The organism is Luteolibacter sp. Populi (assembly GCF_040801775.1).
Lineage (GTDB): Bacteria > Verrucomicrobiota > Verrucomicrobiia > Verrucomicrobiales > Akkermansiaceae > Haloferula.
In genome coordinates this window covers 3,205,388-3,222,384 of sequence record NZ_CP161812.1, presented here as the reverse complement: position 1 = coordinate 3,222,384, position 16,997 = coordinate 3,205,388, and the positions used below count along the sequence as shown (strand labels likewise).

The 16,997-nt window shown below is 63.0% G+C and carries 16 protein-coding genes; 5 read left to right on the top strand and 11 right to left on the bottom strand.

What is annotated here, in order from left to right; translation table 11 throughout:
• The first annotated feature begins 57 nt into the window (after positions 1–57).
• A complete protein-coding gene (locus ABWK72_RS13020; RefSeq protein ID WP_367875231.1) occupies positions 58–3,024 on the top strand; it encodes a c-type cytochrome in 2,967 nt (988 codons plus the stop codon).
• Between the two features lie 105 nt (positions 3,025–3,129).
• Here the strand turns inward: ABWK72_RS13020 and ABWK72_RS13015 are convergent, their stop codons facing one another.
• Entirely contained in the window at positions 3,130–3,846 is a 717-nt protein-coding gene (locus ABWK72_RS13015) for a PEP-CTERM sorting domain-containing protein (RefSeq protein ID WP_367875230.1), read from the bottom strand.
• Between the two features lie 335 nt (positions 3,847–4,181).
• On the bottom strand, positions 4,182–5,648 hold the full coding sequence (locus tag ABWK72_RS13010; protein WP_367875229.1) for a sulfatase: 1,467 nt from the start codon (positions 5,646–5,648) through the stop codon (positions 4,182–4,184).
• A gap of 122 nt (positions 5,649–5,770) precedes the next feature.
• On the opposite strand from ABWK72_RS13010, the gene ABWK72_RS13005 reads away from it, so the two are divergent.
• The 4 genes from ABWK72_RS13005 (at position 5,771) to ABWK72_RS12990 (ending at position 10,533) form a co-directional block, all read left to right on the top strand.
• Entirely contained in the window at positions 5,771–7,306 is a 1,536-nt protein-coding gene (locus ABWK72_RS13005; protein ID WP_367875228.1) for a DUF1800 family protein, read from the top strand.
• 21 nt (positions 7,307–7,327) lie between these two features.
• On the top strand, positions 7,328–8,632 hold the full coding sequence (locus ABWK72_RS13000; protein WP_367875227.1) for a DUF1501 domain-containing protein: 1,305 nt from the start codon (positions 7,328–7,330) through the stop codon (positions 8,630–8,632).
• 68 nt (positions 8,633–8,700) lie between these two features.
• A complete protein-coding gene (locus tag ABWK72_RS12995; protein WP_367875226.1) occupies positions 8,701–9,639 on the top strand; it encodes a PmoA family protein in 939 nt (312 codons plus the stop codon).
• A gap of 153 nt (positions 9,640–9,792) precedes the next feature.
• Positions 9,793–10,533 (top strand): HAD family hydrolase, encoded by a 741-nt coding sequence (locus ABWK72_RS12990; protein ID WP_367875225.1) that lies wholly within the window; start codon positions 9,793–9,795, stop codon positions 10,531–10,533.
• Positions 10,534–10,752: 219 nt separating this feature from the next.
• On the opposite strand, the gene ABWK72_RS12985 is transcribed toward ABWK72_RS12990, so the two are convergent.
• From ABWK72_RS12985 to ABWK72_RS12945, 9 genes are all read right to left on the bottom strand, one after another.
• Positions 10,753–11,331: an outer membrane protein gene (locus ABWK72_RS12985; protein WP_367875224.1), complete on the bottom strand. Its 579-nt coding sequence runs from the start codon at positions 11,329–11,331 to the stop codon at positions 10,753–10,755.
• Between the two features lie 123 nt (positions 11,332–11,454).
• Positions 11,455–11,721 (bottom strand): hypothetical protein, encoded by a 267-nt coding sequence (locus ABWK72_RS12980; protein ID WP_367875223.1) that lies wholly within the window; start codon positions 11,719–11,721, stop codon positions 11,455–11,457.
• A 101-nt stretch (positions 11,722–11,822) separates the two neighbouring features.
• A complete protein-coding gene (gene ispF / locus ABWK72_RS12975; protein ID WP_367875222.1) occupies positions 11,823–12,296 on the bottom strand; it encodes a 2-C-methyl-D-erythritol 2,4-cyclodiphosphate synthase in 474 nt (157 codons plus the stop codon).
• A gap of 5 nt (positions 12,297–12,301) precedes the next feature.
• Positions 12,302–13,051, bottom strand: coding sequence for an inositol monophosphatase (locus tag ABWK72_RS12970; protein ID WP_367875221.1), 750 nt, complete (start codon positions 13,049–13,051; stop codon positions 12,302–12,304).
• A gap of 59 nt (positions 13,052–13,110) precedes the next feature.
• Positions 13,111–13,590, bottom strand: coding sequence for a hypothetical protein (locus ABWK72_RS12965; protein ID WP_367875220.1), 480 nt, complete (start codon positions 13,588–13,590; stop codon positions 13,111–13,113).
• 8 nt (positions 13,591–13,598) lie between these two features.
• The gene (locus tag ABWK72_RS12960) at positions 13,599–14,246 is read right to left on the bottom strand and encodes a phosphopantothenoylcysteine decarboxylase (RefSeq protein WP_367875219.1); all 648 of its coding nucleotides are present in this window, start codon (positions 14,244–14,246) and stop codon (positions 13,599–13,601) included.
• 111 nt (positions 14,247–14,357) lie between these two features.
• Complete coding sequence (locus tag ABWK72_RS12955; RefSeq protein WP_367875218.1) at positions 14,358–15,959, bottom strand: hypothetical protein; 1,602 nt, start codon at positions 15,957–15,959, stop codon at positions 14,358–14,360.
• Positions 15,960–16,144: 185 nt separating this feature from the next.
• Positions 16,145–16,558 (bottom strand): hypothetical protein, encoded by a 414-nt coding sequence (locus ABWK72_RS12950; protein ID WP_367875217.1) that lies wholly within the window; start codon positions 16,556–16,558, stop codon positions 16,145–16,147.
• 53 nt (positions 16,559–16,611) lie between these two features.
• Positions 16,612–16,959 (bottom strand): HIT domain-containing protein, encoded by a 348-nt coding sequence (locus tag ABWK72_RS12945; RefSeq protein ID WP_367875216.1) that lies wholly within the window; start codon positions 16,957–16,959, stop codon positions 16,612–16,614.
• Positions 16,960–16,997 lie beyond the last annotated feature (38 nt).

Below are 16,997 nucleotides of genomic sequence, written 5' to 3'. Positions count from 1 at the left end.
ATGCTAAGGTTGCATTCCATGAAACCGTCCGCCAAAAACGACCGTATGCCCGGCCTCATGCGACGATTCTTATCGGCTCTCACGCTGCTTTTCCTTGCCCTCCCGGGTTTGTCGCCGGCCGCGGGCGAACTCCCGGTGTGGATTTGGAAAAGCGACAAGCCGGTGGCGGACGAAAAGGTCTTCTTTTTCAAGGAATTCGAACTCCCGGAGGGAGTCGCCATGGCGACGATCACCGTGGCTTGCGACGATTGGCACCAGGTCTGGATCAATAGCGCGGACCTCGGCTTCGCGGGGGGCTGGACGAATGCGCACGGCTATGACGTCACGGCCAAGGTCAAGGCGGGTCACAACGTGATCGCCGTGGAAGGGCGCAACAACAACGGCGCGGCCGGCATGGCGCTGCGCTTCAGCGCGACCTTGGCGGATGGCAAGAAGATCGAGGTGCTGACCGACGGCACCTGGGCCTGCGGCAGTGAGTCGGCGGAGCGCTGGTATGCCGGGGAGACCGCACCTGCCGGATGGCAGAAGGTCGTGGTGGTCGGGACGATGGGCGACAAGCCTTGGGGCAAGGTGATCGGACCGGAGAGCGAGGGCGGGGCCTACGCGGTGGACGCGACCCAGGACTATCAGGTGGCGGCGGGCTTCAAGCTGGAGCGGCTCTATCGCGTGCCGAAGCCGCAGGGCTCGTGGGTGGCGATGACCGTGGACGGCAAGGGGCGGCTGCTCTGTGCGGACCAGTATGGGGAAATTTATCGGGTGACGCCCGCGGCCAAGGCCGGAGATGCGACTTTGGTCGAGCCGACTGCGATCCCGCTGCAAGGCGCGCACGGGCTGCTATGGCATCAGGGCGTGCTCTACGTGACGGTCAATGAGGGTAAGGACGAGAGCGGCGTGTGGAAGGTGACCGATAGCGATGGCGACGGTGATCCCGACAAGCCGGAGTTGATCAAGGCCTTCAAGGGACGGGGCGAGCACGGTCCGCACGGCTTGGTCGCTTCACCCGATGGCCAGTGGATCTACTTCGCCGCGGGCAATCATACCGACTGCCCGCCTTTCGAGTCCTCCCTGGTCAATACGAACTGGGGCGAGGACCAATTGCTGCCGCGCCGGCCCGATCCCCGCGGTCATGCGCGCGACCGGATGGCACCGGGCGGCTTCTTCGCCCGCTTCCGGCCGGATGGCTCTCAGTGGCAGCTTTTCGCAGTCGGCTTCCGCAACCAGTACGACATGGCCTTCAATGCGGAGGGCGATCTCTTCACCTACGACTCCGACATGGAGTGGGATTTCGGAATGCCCTGGTATCGCCCGACGCGGATCTGCCATGTGGTGCCGGGAGCCGAATTCGGCTGGCGCAACGGTTCCGGGGTGTGGCCTTCTTACTATGAAGATAGTATGCCGGGGGTGCTCGACATCGGGCCGGGCTCGCCGACCGGTGTGGTCTCGGGCAAGGGCGCGAAATTCCCCGCGAAATACCAGCGCGCGGTCTATGCGCTCGATTGGACCTACGCGACGATCCACGCGATCCATCTCACGCCGGACGGGGCGAGCTACAAGGCCGAGCGCGAGGAATTCGTGGCGGGCCGCGGCCTGCCGGTCACGGATGCGACGATCGGTGTCGATGGCGCGATTTATTTCCTGACGGGCGGACGGAAGACCGATTCCGCCCTGTGGCGGGTGACATACACGGGCGGGGAATCCATCGAGCCGGTGGCCTTTGCCAACAAGGACTACCCGGAACCCGGGGAAGATGATGCGTTTCGGAAGATGGCTTCCGGTGACCGGGTGGAGCGTCAGATTGCACGGGCGGCTTTTGAGGCGGCTCTGGGTGCGAAAGGCTCTCACAAGCATGCGGGCCCGACCGATGGCACCCACATCTGGCAGACGATCGACTACGTGATTGCGACCAGCCGCACGATGACGTCCAAGACGCCGGAAGCCGCGGCGCTGCTGATGGATGAGCTGGAGAAGCTTCCGTGGGATGCCATGGACAAGGCGCAGAAGCTCGGCTGGCTCCGGGCCTGCGAATTGATTTTCATTCGCTCCGGCGAGCCCGGGGAGCCGCTGCGCCAACGGGTCTTGGTCCGGATCGATTCGCGTTTCCCTGCCGGTGATGAGGAGATGAACCGCGAGCTGTGCCGCATGCTCGCCTATCTGCAGGCACCGGGCATCGTTCCCCGTACTCTCGACCTGATGGATGCCACCGGCCCCGGATCACCTCCGGATTGGCTCGCGATGGCCAAGCGCAATCCGCAATACGGCAAGACCGTGGAGGCAATGATCGCGAACCTGCCGCCCGCCCAGGTCATCCACTACGTGAACTGCCTGCGGGTGGTGAAAGGGCCATGGAAGCTGGAGGAACGGCAGCGCTTCTTCGCGTGGTTCGACAAGTTGAAGAAGAACAGCGGCGGCGCGAGCTACGGCGGCTTCATCGAGGACCTGAAGCGCGAGGCACTGGCGACGGCCACGCCGGAAGAGCGTGAAGCGATCGCGAAGTTCGGCTCGAGCGCTGCTCCGATGGCTCCCGCCGAACGTCCGGTGGCGAAGGGCCCGGGGCACGCATGGACCGTGGATGAGGTGGCGCAGCTCGCGGAAAGCGGCCTGGATGGCCGCGACAAGACCAACGGCAAGCGGATGTTCCAAGCTGCGATGTGTTCGGCGTGCCATCGCTTCGCCGGTGAAGGCGGCGCGGCCGGCCCGGATCTCAGCGCGCTGGGTGGACGCTTCTCAGCAAGGGACATCGCCGAGTCGATCCTCGATCCGAGCAAGGTGATCTCCGACCAGTATTCCTTCGAGCTGATCACCAAGACCGATGGCAGCCAGGTGACCGGAAAGATGCTCGATGAGAAGGATGATCACTGGATTGTCGCGATCAATCCCTTCGACTTCAGCCAGACGGTCGAGATCGAGCGGAATCAGATCAAGGAGCGGAAGCCATCGCCGGTTTCGCCGATGCCGCCCGCGCTGATCAATTCGCTGAATCCGGACGAGCTGAAGGATCTCTTGGCCTACCTGATGGGGAAGTAGGCTTCAGGTGCGAAATCGCGCGCAGAGAAAACGGGTGCCACCCGGAAGGAATGGCACCCGTGATCATCAGGAGCGTCAGGTGCTTTCACACCCGGGACATTGCGATCAGCGCTTGCGGCGTCCGACGGCTGCAATGGCACCTAGGGCGATCAGCAATGCGGAGGAGGGCTCGGGCACCTGCAAGGTATCACGGTCTACGGCATTGAAGACGATCTGATTCGACCACGCCTGGTCGATCGGCTGGGAATCGTCGGTGACGAGGTGCTGGTTAAAGGAGATCACGATGCCATCGCCGTACTCCTTGTATCCGAGAAGCGCGGTATTCTCTCCATCTGCCCATGACAAGACGGCGGTCGATCCCGACGCGAATTGATGGCCCTGCGGGAAGCGGGAATTGTAAGATCCAGCCGATGGCAGGGTCACACCGGTGAGGAGCCAGTTGGAGGAGTCATTTGCCGTGATGGCTGGATTTGCACCTTGATTGCTATCGCCCGACTCTGTCATCACCGCGAGCTCGCTCGAGAGTGAGTAATGGTTTTGGGACCAAGGGATCTGGATCAGGATTCCCCCGTTCGAGACGAAATCGAGAAGAGCACTGTTGTCGAAGTGGGAGTTCCCATCCTGGATATAGACATCGAATGCCGACAGTGAGACGGCATCATACGTCTCAACCACGCTGACGGAGTGTCCTTGGGTCACCAGGTTGTTTTGCAATGTCGGCGTATACCATTCATTGTTGCCGATGCCGATGGTGGCGGCGTGAAGGAGGGACGGTAGGCTAATGACGCTTGCAACGATGCATGCGAGTCTTGCTGTTTTCATGGGTGGAGGTGTGTGTGTTGGTGGTGTGTGGTGCCGACGATCGTACGCAGTTGTTTACTCCGGAGTGACGGATGCGCTTCTGCGGCTCCTTTGAAATCAGCTTTGTCGCGGAAGGGCCACGCGACGCTGCACCGGACGCACTTGGGCGCGGCGGCAGGCTAATCTCGGGGTGGAAGGAGGCTTGATAGTCGGCACGAACGAAGTATTGCGGCCGCTTGGTCCGCCGTGTCCACCAGTAACTGGATGCAGGACCATCTATCTAACAGGGCATTCGAATCTCATATCGTTGATCTTGAAGGATGGGAGGGACTTTCCTCATTTTCAAGACTACGCGATCACGGGGCCGTCCGCTTCGGGAACTGCGCGCCGTATTCTGCCAAGCGGCGCTCCAGGTCCTTTGCCATCGCAGCGGCGCGCTCGGGTTGGGTTGTCGCGAGGTTGTTCGACTCGGCCAGGTCGGAGGCGAGGTTGTAGAGTTCGGTGGAACCGTCCGCGTAGTTGTGGATGAATTTCCAAGTGCCCTCGTGGAGGATCGAGAAATAGTCGTTGTTGTGGCTGTGCGGATAGTGTGTCACCAGCCATTGCGGACGGTGGTAGGAGGTCTCGCCCCTGAAGTAAGGCCGCAGGTCGTGGCCGTCGAAAGCCGGGATGTCCTTCGCGCCTGCCATCTCTAACAGGGTCGGGAAGAGGTCTGCGACTTGCACGAGATCGTCCGTGCGCGAACCGCTCTTGACCGGGAGGTCCGCTTGCAGGGGATTTTGCGCATCGGGCTTGGCCCATGAGGCGATCATCGGCACGCGGATGCCGCCTTCGTAGCGCATGGCTTTCTTGCCGCGCAGCGGAGCGACGCCGGATACGATGGGCTTGGCATTGTTATTAGGCAGCGGCGCGTCGCTGCCATTGTCCGAAAGGAAGATGATGAAGGTCTCGTCCGCGATGCCGAGCGCGTCGAGCTTGGCGAGGACGTCGCCGAGCGAGCGGTCCATGCCTTCGATCAGGGTCGCGAAGGCGCGCTGGGCGGGTGGCAGGTCGGCATGGTTCGCGGCGAAGCGCGGGTCCTCCATGAAGGGCGTGTGGACGGCGTAGTGGGCCATGTAGGCGAAGAAGGGCTTGTCCTGCCTGGCGGCGGTTTCGATCGCACCACAGAGTTCCTCGGTCAGCACGTCTGTTAGGAAGCCATCGCCGCCATGCCACTTCTCAAGGCCCGTGACGTGGTTGGGACCCTTCCCGAAATTGTCCTTCGCGAAATAGGAAGCCGGGTGGCCGATCTCGTTGCCGGCGATGTTCACGTCGAAGCCGATGGCCTTGGGATCCGCGGCGAAGGCTCCCTTGCTGCCGAAGTGCGCCTTGCCGCAGTGGATCGTCTGATAGCCCGCCGCTTTAAGCAGGGCCGGCAGGGGCTTCTCGGTGGCGGCCATGCCGGTGCGCAGCCAGCCCTCCGGCGAGCGCAGGGTGGGCACGCCGTTGCCACCATTCTCTGCACCCGTCGGGCTGGTCCAATTCGTCACGTGATGCCGCGCGGCGTTCTTCCCGGTCATGATCGAGACCCGGCTGGGCGTGCAGACCGGATGGGCATAGGCGCGGGTGAATTTCATGCCGCGGGCCGCCAGTGCTTCCATGTTCGGCGTGCGGTAGCGGCGGTTCAGAGCGGTCGTCACCGCATGGCCTTGTGCATCGTGGAGGAAGGGCAGGGAGGTATCCTGCCAGCCCATGTCATCCACCAGGAAGACCAGCAGATTGGGGTGCTCGGCCGCTGGGGCCATTCCGGTGGCTGCCAGGAAAATCGCGAGGAGCGCCTTCATATTGAGGAAGATTCGCCGCGCCGGAACGAGCTGCCGCAAGGAAAATTCGCCTTTCCGCAAACAAGCCGCGCAACCCTGCCGACGGGGGGCGGTTCCTCCCTACGCAACCGCACTCTTCCGCCATGCTCCCGGCCGCACCTGACGATTGGACAATTCCCGAAGCCGCCCACCTGCTCCGCCGTGCCGGATTCGGAGGCTCTCCGGATGAAATCGGAGTCTTTCACGCCCTCGGCCGGAAGAAAGCGGTCGAGGCGCTGCTCGCTCCCGCGGAGGCGCTCGACGCCTTCCCCTTGCCCGAGTGGGCGAGCCCCGAGGTCGCAGCCGCCGAAATGCGCGAGTATGCCATGGCCAACCGCGAGATGCGCCGCGCCACCGAGGGCATGAGCCCGGAGGAGGCCGCCAAGGCCCGCCGCGAATTCAACCGCAAGCGCCAGCAGACCGCCCGCCAGCACGGCATCGAGGCCCAGGGCTGGTGGTTCCGCCGGATGCAGAAGACCAAGGCACCCCTGCGCGAAAAGATGGTGCTCTTCTGGCACGACCACTTCGCCACCTCCGTTCAAAAGGTACGGCAGCCGGTCCTGCTGGTGATGCAGAACGAACTCTTCCGCCGCCATGCCACCGGCTCCTTCAAGGACCTCACCCATGAGATCGTGAAGAACCCGGCGATGATGCTCTACCTCGACACGCAGAACTCGAAGAAGGGCAAGCCGAACGAGAACTTCGCCCGCGAGGTGATGGAGCTCTTCACCCTTGGCGAGGGCAATTACACCGAGCCCGACATCAAGGAAGCCGCGCGCGCTTTCACCGGCTACCAGCTCAACCGCCAGAACGGCACGGTCGTCCACAACAAGCGCCAGGCCGACAACGGTGAGAAGACGATCTTCAGCAAGACCGGGCGCTTCGATGGCGATGACGTGGTCGATCTCATCTTCGAGCAGAGCGCGGCCAGCCGCCTGATTCCCCGCAAGCTCTGGGAATACTTCGTCGCGGAGAATCCGTCGGAGGAAGGCGTGGATGCCCTCGCCAAGTCCTTCCGCGAGGCCGATTTCAAGGTCGAGCCGCTGCTCCGCGAGATCTTCCTCTCGAAGTCCTTCTACTCGGAGAAGGCGATGCACGACCAGATCAAGTGCCCGATCCAGTACCTCGTGCAGATGTCGAAGGAACTGGAGATCCCGGAGTTGCCGACCGCCTACGTCCTGAATGCCCAGCAACAGCTCGGGCAAGTCCTCTTCGCGCCGCCGAACGTGGCCGGCTGGGACTGGGGCAAGGCCTGGATCAATACCAACACGCTCCTCTCCCGCTACAATGTCGCCGGCTTCGTCACGAAGGGCGCGCAGGAATCCGCCGATCCGCCCGCGAAGGGCGATGAGATGATGGCGGACGAGCGCCAGAAGCGCCTGGGCAATGCGGTGAAGCGCGCGGAGCGCAATTGGCCCGGGCCCGACTATGAAAGGATCGCGCCGCGCGAGCTGCGCGAGGATCCCGAGAAGCTCGTCGGTTCCCTGATCAACCGCTTCTTCCAGACGCCGCTCAGCGACAAGGAACGCGGGGTCTTCGTCGAATACGCCAAGTCCAAGGGCGGTGCGATCTTCACCAATAAGGAAACCAGCGAGCTCTGTCACCTGATGCTCAGCACGCCCCGCTACCAACTCGCCTGAACCCTTTCGATCTCTTCTCCGATGAAAACGCGACGTGAATTCCTCCGCTCCACCATCCTCGGCGCCTCCGCATCCTGGACGGTGCCGATGTTCGTCGAGCGCACCTTCGCCGATCTCCACGCCGGTGCGCGCGATCTGGCGATCCAGCCAGTCACCGGCAAGGATGGTACGATCCTCGTCGTACTTCAGCTCGCCGGCGGCAACGACGGCCTCAATACCCTGATCCCCTACGGCGACGATGCCTACCACAAGGCCCGCCCGCGGATCGGCAAGAAGGACAAGGAGATCATCACGCTGGACGATCACCTGGCCCTCAATGCCTCGATGCCCTACATGTCGCGCCTCTTCAAGGAGGGCAACCTCGGGGTCGTGCAGGGCGTCGGCTATCCCAATCCGAACCGCTCGCACTTCGTCTCGACCTCGATCTGGGAAACCGCGGACACCGCCAATCGCTCCAGCACCGGCTGGATCGGCCGCTACTTCGACAATGCCTGCTCCGGAGCCGATCCGACGGTCGGCATCAGCCTGAACAAGACCCAGCCCGAGGCCTTCGGCGCGCTCAAGAATCCCGGCGTCTGCCTCAGCTCACCGGAACTCTACCGCTGGATCCATGGCGGCGGCGAGAAGGCCCAGGCGGAGGAATTCTTCGCCTCGCTCAATTCCCCCGAAGACGACGACAGTCCCGCCGACGGCGCATCGATCGCGATGCCCGCAGGCGGCAAGGTCGGCGGCATCGAGGGCGAGAGCAATCTCGCCTTCCTCGAGCGCGTGGCGATGGATGCCCGCGTCAGCTCGGCCAAGATCCTCGAACTCGCCTCGAAGCACCGCAGCAAGGTCACCTACGAGGGCACCCCCATCGGCCGCAGCCTGAACATGGTCTCGCGCCTGATCGCCGGCGGCATGCCGACCCGGGTCTACTACGTCAGCCACGGCGGCTTCGATACCCACAACCAGCAGGTCAATTCCCACGACCGCTTGCTCGGCCAACTCGATGGCGCGTTGAAGTCCTTCTTCGCCGACCTCAAGGAGCAGGGCAATGCCGAGCGCGTGGTGCTGATGACCTTCTCCGAATTCGGCCGCCGGGTCACGGAGAACGCCAGCGCCGGCACCGATCACGGCCGGGCCTCCTGCATGTTTGTGGCGGGGGAGGGCGTGAAGGGCGGCCTCTACGGGAAGTACCCGAGCCTCACCGATCTCGACCAAGGCGACCTCAAGCACAACGTCGATTTCCGCGGCGTCTATGCTTCGGTGCTCGAGGGCTGGCTCAAGACTTCGGCCAAGCCGGTGCTGCGCGGGGATTACGCGACGATGCCGATTATCGGGTAGGCTGGCTGCTAAGTTGTCATACAGGTTTCTTGCAAGCTTTCGGGCACGGCATCAGTATCGCCCGAGTCATGAAATCCATCCTCACGGCCAGCCTCGCTTGCGCCTTCTCAATCCTTGCCGCCCGCGCTGCCGATCCCGTCACCGTCGCGCGGGAGGGCACCCAGATGGTCTTCCGCACCGGCAAGAGCGAGATCCTCCGCTACCAGGCCGAGCCCGGCGAATTCCCGCGCAAGGACATCAAGGACATCTTCCGCCGCGGCGGCTACATCCAGTCGATCCTCACGCCTGCGGGCAAGTCGATCATCGATGACTTCCCGCCAAACCACATCCACCACCACGGCGTGTGGAGCCCGTGGACCAAGACCGAATTCGAAGGCCGCCACCCGGACTTCTGGAACATGGGCGATGGCAAGGGCCGCGTGGAGTTCGTCTCCATCGGCGAGACCTGGGCGAAGGACGGGAAGGTCGGCTTCCAGGCGAAGCACCGCTTCATAGACATGACCGCGAAGCCGGAGAAGGTCGCCCTGTTAGAGACTTGGGACCTCAGCGTCGCCAGCGAGGAGAAGCGCCGGATCATCGACCTCACGATCACCCAGACCTGCGCCACCGATTCCCCGCTGAAGCTCCCGGAGTATCACTACGGCGGCCTCGGCCTCCGCGGCAACCGCGCCTGGAACGGCGCGGACAACTGCAAGTTCCTCACCGCCTCCGGCCTCACCGATCGCCTCAAGGTCAATACCGCCAAGGAGCCTTGGTGCTGGATCGGCGGCAAGCTCGATGGCGCGACCTGCGGCGTGACCATCCTCTGCCACCCTTCGAATTTCCGCGCGCCCCAGCCGATCCGCGTCCACCCCACCGAGCCTTTCTTCTGCTACGCGCCCCAGCAGTCCGGTGCCATGGAGATCGTTCCCGGCAAGCCCTACATCGCCCGCTACCGCCTGATCGTCGCCGATGGCGAGCCCGATGCTATCGCCGCCGCGAAGTGGGCGGAGGAATACGCGAAGTAGCGCGGCTCTCCGAGCCGCGACCATTCACGCTAGGAGCGGTTCTCCAAATGTCACCACGACTTCCGGCTACCTTCAACCGCCAGGGCCCACGGCTGTCGAGCTCCGCTCCACTTCTCCTTGGCCTTGCTCCCGTTGCCGCATTCAATCCGCCGCGTGACCGACGATCTCCGCGCCAAGCTCGACCGGGGCATCGCCCTCTTCGATCTCGATGGCACCCTCATCGCATGGGACACGCAGATGCTCTTCTGCGACCATGTCCTGAAGCGCGAGGGCTGGCGCCGCGCCTACCTGCCCTTCTTCTCGGCCTTTCTCCCCGCCGCAAAAATTCTCGGCGACGAGGGCATGAAGCGCGTCTTCCTCAGCTACCTCTGGGGCGTTGATCGCGTCCGGCTTGAGGAATGGGTCCGCGATTTCGTCGCGGAATTCTTCCCCGCCCGCTGTTACCCCGGGCTGTTAGGGAAATTGCAGGCGCACCGGGAAGCCGGTCATCTCACGGTGCTCGCCTCCGCCAGCCCTGAGTTCTACGTGCAGGAGGTCGGGCGCGTCCTTGGCTTCGATCTTGCCCTGGGCACGCCCGTGGAATTCGAGCAACGTGTCCCCCTGCTACCGGGTCTTGTGAATCACAAGAGCGGGGAGAAAGTACGACGTCTCTCGGAGATCGCCGGGCGCTCGCCCGATGGCACCTGGCCGCGCAGCCACGGCTACTCGGACAGCTCCGCCGATCTTCCCATGCTGGAATGCTGCGTGGAGAATACCCTGGTGAATCCTTCCCCCTCCCTCACCCGCATCGGAGAAGCCCGCGGCTGGGAAATCCTCAGACCGGAGAAACCTTGGAAGGACCGCCGCGGTCAGGCTTGGGAAGTCCTCAAAAGAATAACCGGGACGGGCCGGTGATCGCGGCCAATGACGAATTCAGAATTGCCGAATGAAGAATGCCGTGTGTTCCGGAAGAGAAGTTGCGATAGATGCTTGCGACCATTCTTCGTCACACTCCATTCGACATTCGGGAATTCGGAATTCGGCATTCCCGTTGCATTCGCGTTCGGTAAGCAAAAGGGCTCCCCGGCATGCACCGGAGAGCCCTCAGCAAACGAACAACGTTTAGCTTAGCGCTTAGAATTTGAAGCGAATGCCCAGTTCGGCACCGACATCATCGCCGTTATCGACCGTTCCGCGGAAGAAATCCGAATCATCCACCCACAGGTAGCGTGCGCCGCTGTAGATCTGGAAATTCTGGGTCACGTCGAAGCCGAGTCCGACGAAAGCCTGCGCGGTCAATTCCACCGAATCATCGCTGAAACCCAGGACTTGATTATCGATGAAGGCTGCACCCGCACCCAAACCTGCGTAGAAGGACAGGCGATCATTGATCGCGTAATCCAGCTTGTAGTTCAGGGTCACGGGAATGATCTCCGAATCGAGGCCCAAGGTAGGCTCCCATTCGGTGTACAGGCCCTCGACAAACAAAGAGTGAGTGATCGGACCGCTCTCCGCGATCTTCATCCCGAAGTGAAGGGTCCAGAACTCTTCCTCGTTATCGAAGAAGTAGCCGCCGGAACCGCCGACGAACCAAGTGTAGAGCGAGGGAGAACTCGGCGGAGGCGTGTAAGTGTTGGTCGTGGAAGTCACCTCGCCGGCGTAGGCGGAGGCTCCCAGGAGAAGGGCCAAGCCCATGGTTGCTGTAGTCTTCATAGCGGCGGGAAGCTCCGCACGTTCCCGGATCGCGCAAGGGGAAATCTTGCGGAATGCTGATTTTAAGTGCATTGCAAAAGCCAAACCCCCGTTGCAAATGGCAATGGCTGCTCCCGCCGCACCTTAGAACAGATTCGGCGTATCGGCATCGGTAGACGAGGTCACCGGCTTCGCGAGCAACGCGTCGATTCTTGTTAGGAGGTCCAGCGAGGGCGTCGTTTCCTCCTCAAGCACCCCCCTTAACCAGGTGCTCCAATGCCCCGGGGTATTCCCTTCCTCGCGGGAAAGGATCAGTGCGATCTCGCTCAAGCGCCCGCTGCCGGAGAGCTGTTTGCGCGTGCGGCGTAGCCAGCTCTCAAGATAGGGTCGGTCCGGCTTGGCAGGAAACACGGGAGAAGCTTAGCCACTGCAAATCGCAAAGGCAACGACGGTCGCACGAGAGACTCTCCGCGCCTTTCTCTGCGACCTCTGCGCCTCCGCGTTTCGTTCGCTCAATCCGTCTTCTCCACCTGCGCCACCGCGAAGGCCGCCATGCCCTCGCCCCGGCCTACAAAACCCATCGTTTCATTGGTCGTCGCCTTCACGCCCACCCGCGCGGGATCGAGCCCCAGCGCCCTGCCGATGTTCGCCTTCATCGCATCGCGGTGCGGCAGGATCTTCGGGGCTTCCGCGACCAGGGTGCTATCGATGTTCACCAGGCGGTAGCCTTCCGCCGAGCACAGTTCAGCAGCCTTCTCCAGGATCCTGAGCGAGGAAATGTTGAGGCAGGCAGGATCACCCGGCGGGAAGTAGTGGCCGATGTCCGCAAGCCCGAGCGCGCCCAGCACCGCATCCGCGATCGCATGGCTAAGCACGTCCGCATCCGAATGCCCGTCGAGGCCGTGGCTGTGCGCGATCTCCACGCCGCCGAGAATCAGCGGGCGGCCTTCCTTGAAACGATGAACGTCGTAGCCGAATCCGATCATAGGTGTTAGAGAATCTCCTCGATAGGGATTTTACCATTCGTAGCAACAATCGACCACGCATCCGCGTGATCCTTCGCGACCTCCAGGTCCACCTTGCCGCCTGCTGCTTCTACCAGCAGCTTGCCGGCGGCGATGTCCCAGAGCGAGATCCGCGATTCGATGTAGCCGTCCAAGCGTCCGCTGGCGATGTAGGCCATGCCGAGCGCGGCGCTGCCCATCATCCGCATCTTGCGGGCCTTCAGCGAGGCCTTGCGGAAGCGTTCGAGACCGGTCGTCAGCGCCTCCTCGTCCTTGCCGCAGCCAACGTAGAGCGCGCACTCCGCCAGCTTCGTGCGGCTGCTCACCTTGATCGGGCGACCATCGAGCATCGGCGTGCCGCCCTTCTCCACCGTCCAGGTCTCACCGACGATCGGATCGTGGATCACGCCCACGACGACCTCGCCCGCCACGCGCAGCGCGATCGAGACACAGAAGTGGGGGATGCCGTAGTAGAAGTTCACCGTGCCATCGATCGGATCGACGATCCACTGCCGCTCGCTATTCGGGTCGCCGCCCATCCCTTCCTCGCCGTACAATGCATCGCCCGGGCGCGCGCCGAGCAGGATGTCCTCGATCAGCTTCTGCGACTCCTTGTCGAGCGCCAGCTTGATATCGTGGTGGGTCGCTTCATCGACCACGGCCTCCAGGCCGAAGTTCGCCTTGAGGAGTTTCCCCGCCTCCTTGGCGGCGTGAATGGTGAGTTCGAGATCGGTCACGGAGGGAAGATGGAGAACGACCAAGGGAGTGCCAAGCGCCAAGGGTCAGTGGCCTTCAATCAATCGGATTTGAGGATTGAAATTTGCGCGGTAGGCGCCCCGGTTCTGATCCTGCTTGTGAGCAGGGTCACGATTCGCGGCCACTCGTCCGCCTTGAAATCGCCCTTGAGAAGACACAGGCGGATCCATTCGCTTTTCACCGGATGGACGAGGCAGAGATCGAACCCGCTTTCGATCACCTCACCGATCCGGGAAAACCGGATCACTTCCTTTCTCCCCCATGGCGTTTCATGGGAGAAGGAGTCATGGCCGATCTTCAGGGTTCGCTTGCGGAAGAAGTTCGCGATGGCCATCGCCACGACCAGCAACGGAAGAAGATCGACAAAGGACAACGATCCAGCGTCAGCCCTCCATGCCGCTCGCAAGGTGACAACGAGAGGGCCTGGAGATACAAACAGGAAGAACCAGTCGTAGGGGGTCGGGTGCCTGCGGTAGTGGAAGGTTTCCTCGTCCGGCTCATGTTGGAAGGAGGGTGCCATCCGTGCTTTTAGCCGGTGATCCGCTCCGCCGCGATCCTCTCGATCTCCCGCACGATCCGCGGCGCGAGGTGGTGCTTCTCGTCCTCCGGCAGCGCTTCCGTGTGCTCCGGGAAAACCAGCAGCACCTCGTTGCGATCCGAATCGAAGCCGATGCCCGGCTTCGACACGTCATTCGCGATCACCAGATCGCAGCCCTTCCGCTGCAACTTCGCCCGCGCATTCTCTAACAAGTTCTGGGTCTCCGCCGCAAAGCCCACCAGGGTTCCCGTAAATCCGAACTCCCCGCGCACCGATCCCAGGATGTCCGGCGTCTTCACCAGCTCCAGGGTCAGCGTCTCGCCCGTCTTTTTGATCTTCTGCTCGGAAACGCTCGCGGGCCGGTAGTCGGCCACTGCCGCCGCGAAGACCGCCGCATCCATCCGCCCGATGTGGCGCTTCACCGCCTCGAGCATTTCCTGCGCATTCTCGATCGGCAGGAAGTCCACGCCATCCGGCACGTCCAAATTCGTCGGCCCCGAGATCAGCAGCACCGCGTGCCCGGCCTGCGCGAAGGCATCCGCCATCGCATAGCCCATCTTGCCCGAGGACCGGTTGGTCAGGTAGCGCACCGGATCGAGCGCCTCGCGTGTGGGACCGGCGGTGACGAGGACACGCATGGCGGAATCGAAGATCTGAAATTTGAAATCTGAAATCTCAGATTTGAATCTGAAATTCTGAAATCTCAGATCTGAAATCCGAAATTCCAGATCTGGATCCCGAAGAAAGCCTTACTGCTCCTTCTTTTCCTCCGCCGGTTCCACCGGCTTCGGCGCTTCCCCCTTCTCCTCCTTCGGAGCTTCAGGCTGCGCTTCCTTCGGCTTCGGAGCCTCGGCTTTTTCCTCCTTAGGCTTCTTCAGTTCATCGAGTTCCTTCTTCCCCTGCGCCAACCCCTTCTCATCCAGCTTGCTGGTCAAGTCGCCGAGCAGCGTCTTCGCCTCATTGTCGCCGCGCTCGATTGCCAGCGATGCCAGCGCCCATGCCTTCGGCAGATTCTGGTCCGTGCCCTGCCCGGTCGCGTGCAAGCGCGCCAAACCGGTGGTGGCCGCGGCGTGCCCTTGGTTCGCGGCGAGCGAGTAAAGCTGGCCCGCGTTATTGAAATTCACCGGCACGCCCATGCCGCGCTCATAGAGGGTGCCCAGATTGTTCTGCGCCGCCGCATGGCCCGACTTCGCCGCGAGGGTGAACCACGCTACGCCCGCCGTCGGATCGCTCAGGCCGAGGTTTCCGGAGACATACAGCAGGCCCAGTTCATTCTGCGCCACCGCCAGACCCGCATTGGAGGCAGAGAGCAGATACTTGTAAGCGCCTAACAGATCCGGCTTCTCATCCTTCGAAATCCGCGAGGCCATTTCCAGCGCCGCCATCGCGCTGCCGGCTTCGGCTGCCTTGCCGAGCCACTCGCGGCCCTTTTCCTCGCTCTTCTCCAGGCCGCCCTTGCCTTCGAGGTGGAAGGCCGCCACCCGCAGCAGGCAGTCCGGCTGCTTCTCGTCCGCTCCCTTCTGGTACTGCGCGAGCGCCGCCTTGTCGTCCTTCCTCAGGCTCTCCTCGAAGTCCCCGAGCGCCAGATAGGCGGCGAATTGCTTCTTCTCGATCGCCTTGCCGAGCCACTCGCGGCCCTCGGCCTCGTTGCGGAGCTTCTCGTCGCCATTCAGGAGGCGCGAACCGAGCGGGATGAAGGCGTTCTCATCACCCAGTCCCGCGGCTTGCTGGTAGAGTTCCAGCGAACGCTTTGCATCCACCTTCTCCGGGAAGCCGAAGGCCCCCTCGTAGAGCCGTGCCAGAATCAGGATCGAGGGTGTATCGCCTGCCTCCGAGGCCTTCTGCCACCACTCCGCCGCCTTGTCGAAATCCGGCTTCTCGCTCACCAGCCCGCGCAACCAGGCCTCGCCCAGGATCCGGCCGGCATTTGCCGCATCGGTCTTGGCAGCGGTCTCCAGCACCTCGCGGCCCTCCTGGCGGTCCTTCTCCTCCTTGGAATTGAGCAGGATCAGCGAGCGCCGATAGGTCGCATCCTTGTGCCCGCCTGCAGCCGCCTTCTTGTAATACTCCAGCGCCACCTCCCGCGATGAGGCCAGGCCCTGCCCGGTCTCGGCCGCGAAGCCGAGCAGGAACAGCGCATCTGCATTGCCTCCCTCCGCCAGCGGCTTCGCCAATTCCACACCCGCCGCATGCTTCCCGTCGCGGAAAGCTTCGATCGCACCCTTGGCCGGTCCCTCGGGCACCGCCGGAGCGGCCACGGGAGCTTCATTGCCGAGGCTGACAGCGGCGGGAGCGACCGTGGCGGTCGCAAGGGAAAGGGCAAGGGCCAGCAGGAGGGTTTTCGTCGTCACAGCGCCAGTTTGCGGGTGAACCGATCCGGGGCAACAAGGAAAAAACGGTTCCGGCAGGGCCGCCGCACCATATTCCGGGCCGGGTGGCGGCCGGAGTGCCGCCCTCCGAGCGTCATTTCGCGGGCAAGCTTCTTTCAGAAGCGGCGCTCAAGTCCGTCCCTTCCCCGCAGCTCCCGACAAAACCTTCAGTAAATCCCCAGGATCCCTCCCATCACCTCCGCGCCCCCCGCGATCAAGGGCACCAGCCACAACGCCCGGAGCGCCAGACGCTCCCCCCGCCAATGCCCCATGAGCGCCAACCCCATCCCAAAGAAGCAGGCCCCGATCATTCCAATGAAAAGGAAGCCCGGAAGCATGAACGAGGCGAAATCATTGCCCGGAATCCTCGCCTGCGCCCGTGCCGTCCACAGCGCCCATGTCACCGGAAGTAGCCCGAGGACGTACGACAGCGTGGTGAGCAAGGGGCCCGGGCGGGGGATCTCCGCTTGCGTGGGAAGCGTCGGCGGCTTCGGCGATCCGCCCGCGATCTCCGGCCGAGCCTCCGGGGGGATCGGCAGGATCCGCGCGGGGGCATCGGGTGAAGGCTCGGGATCGCTCATCAAGTTCCCGGTCTAGCCCGCCGACAGGGGATGACGAGCCAATTTGGAGACCGCTAGGTGAGCGGATTTCCATGCACATCCCGGATCCGCTCCCCGCTATGGATGTAGAAGTGCAGGTGCTTCGTCGTCTGGTGATCCCCGCAATTCGTCGAGAGTCGGCAGCCGCCGTGCTCCTTCGTGAGCTTCCGGCAAATCTCAGCGGCCACGTCCATCATCTCCCGCACGGTCGCCATCTCCCCTTCCTCAAGTGCTGCCAGCGACGCGATGTGCCGCTTCGGGATCACCACCACATGCACCGGCCAATAGGGCTGGGTGTGATGGAATGCCAGCACTCCATCCGTCTCCGCCACGACCTCCACCGCGGTCTTCCCGCTGAGGACTTGCTCGCAATAAAAGTCCATCGTCCTTGTTCACCTTCCTCCTTCCCCGCGCAGCGCCA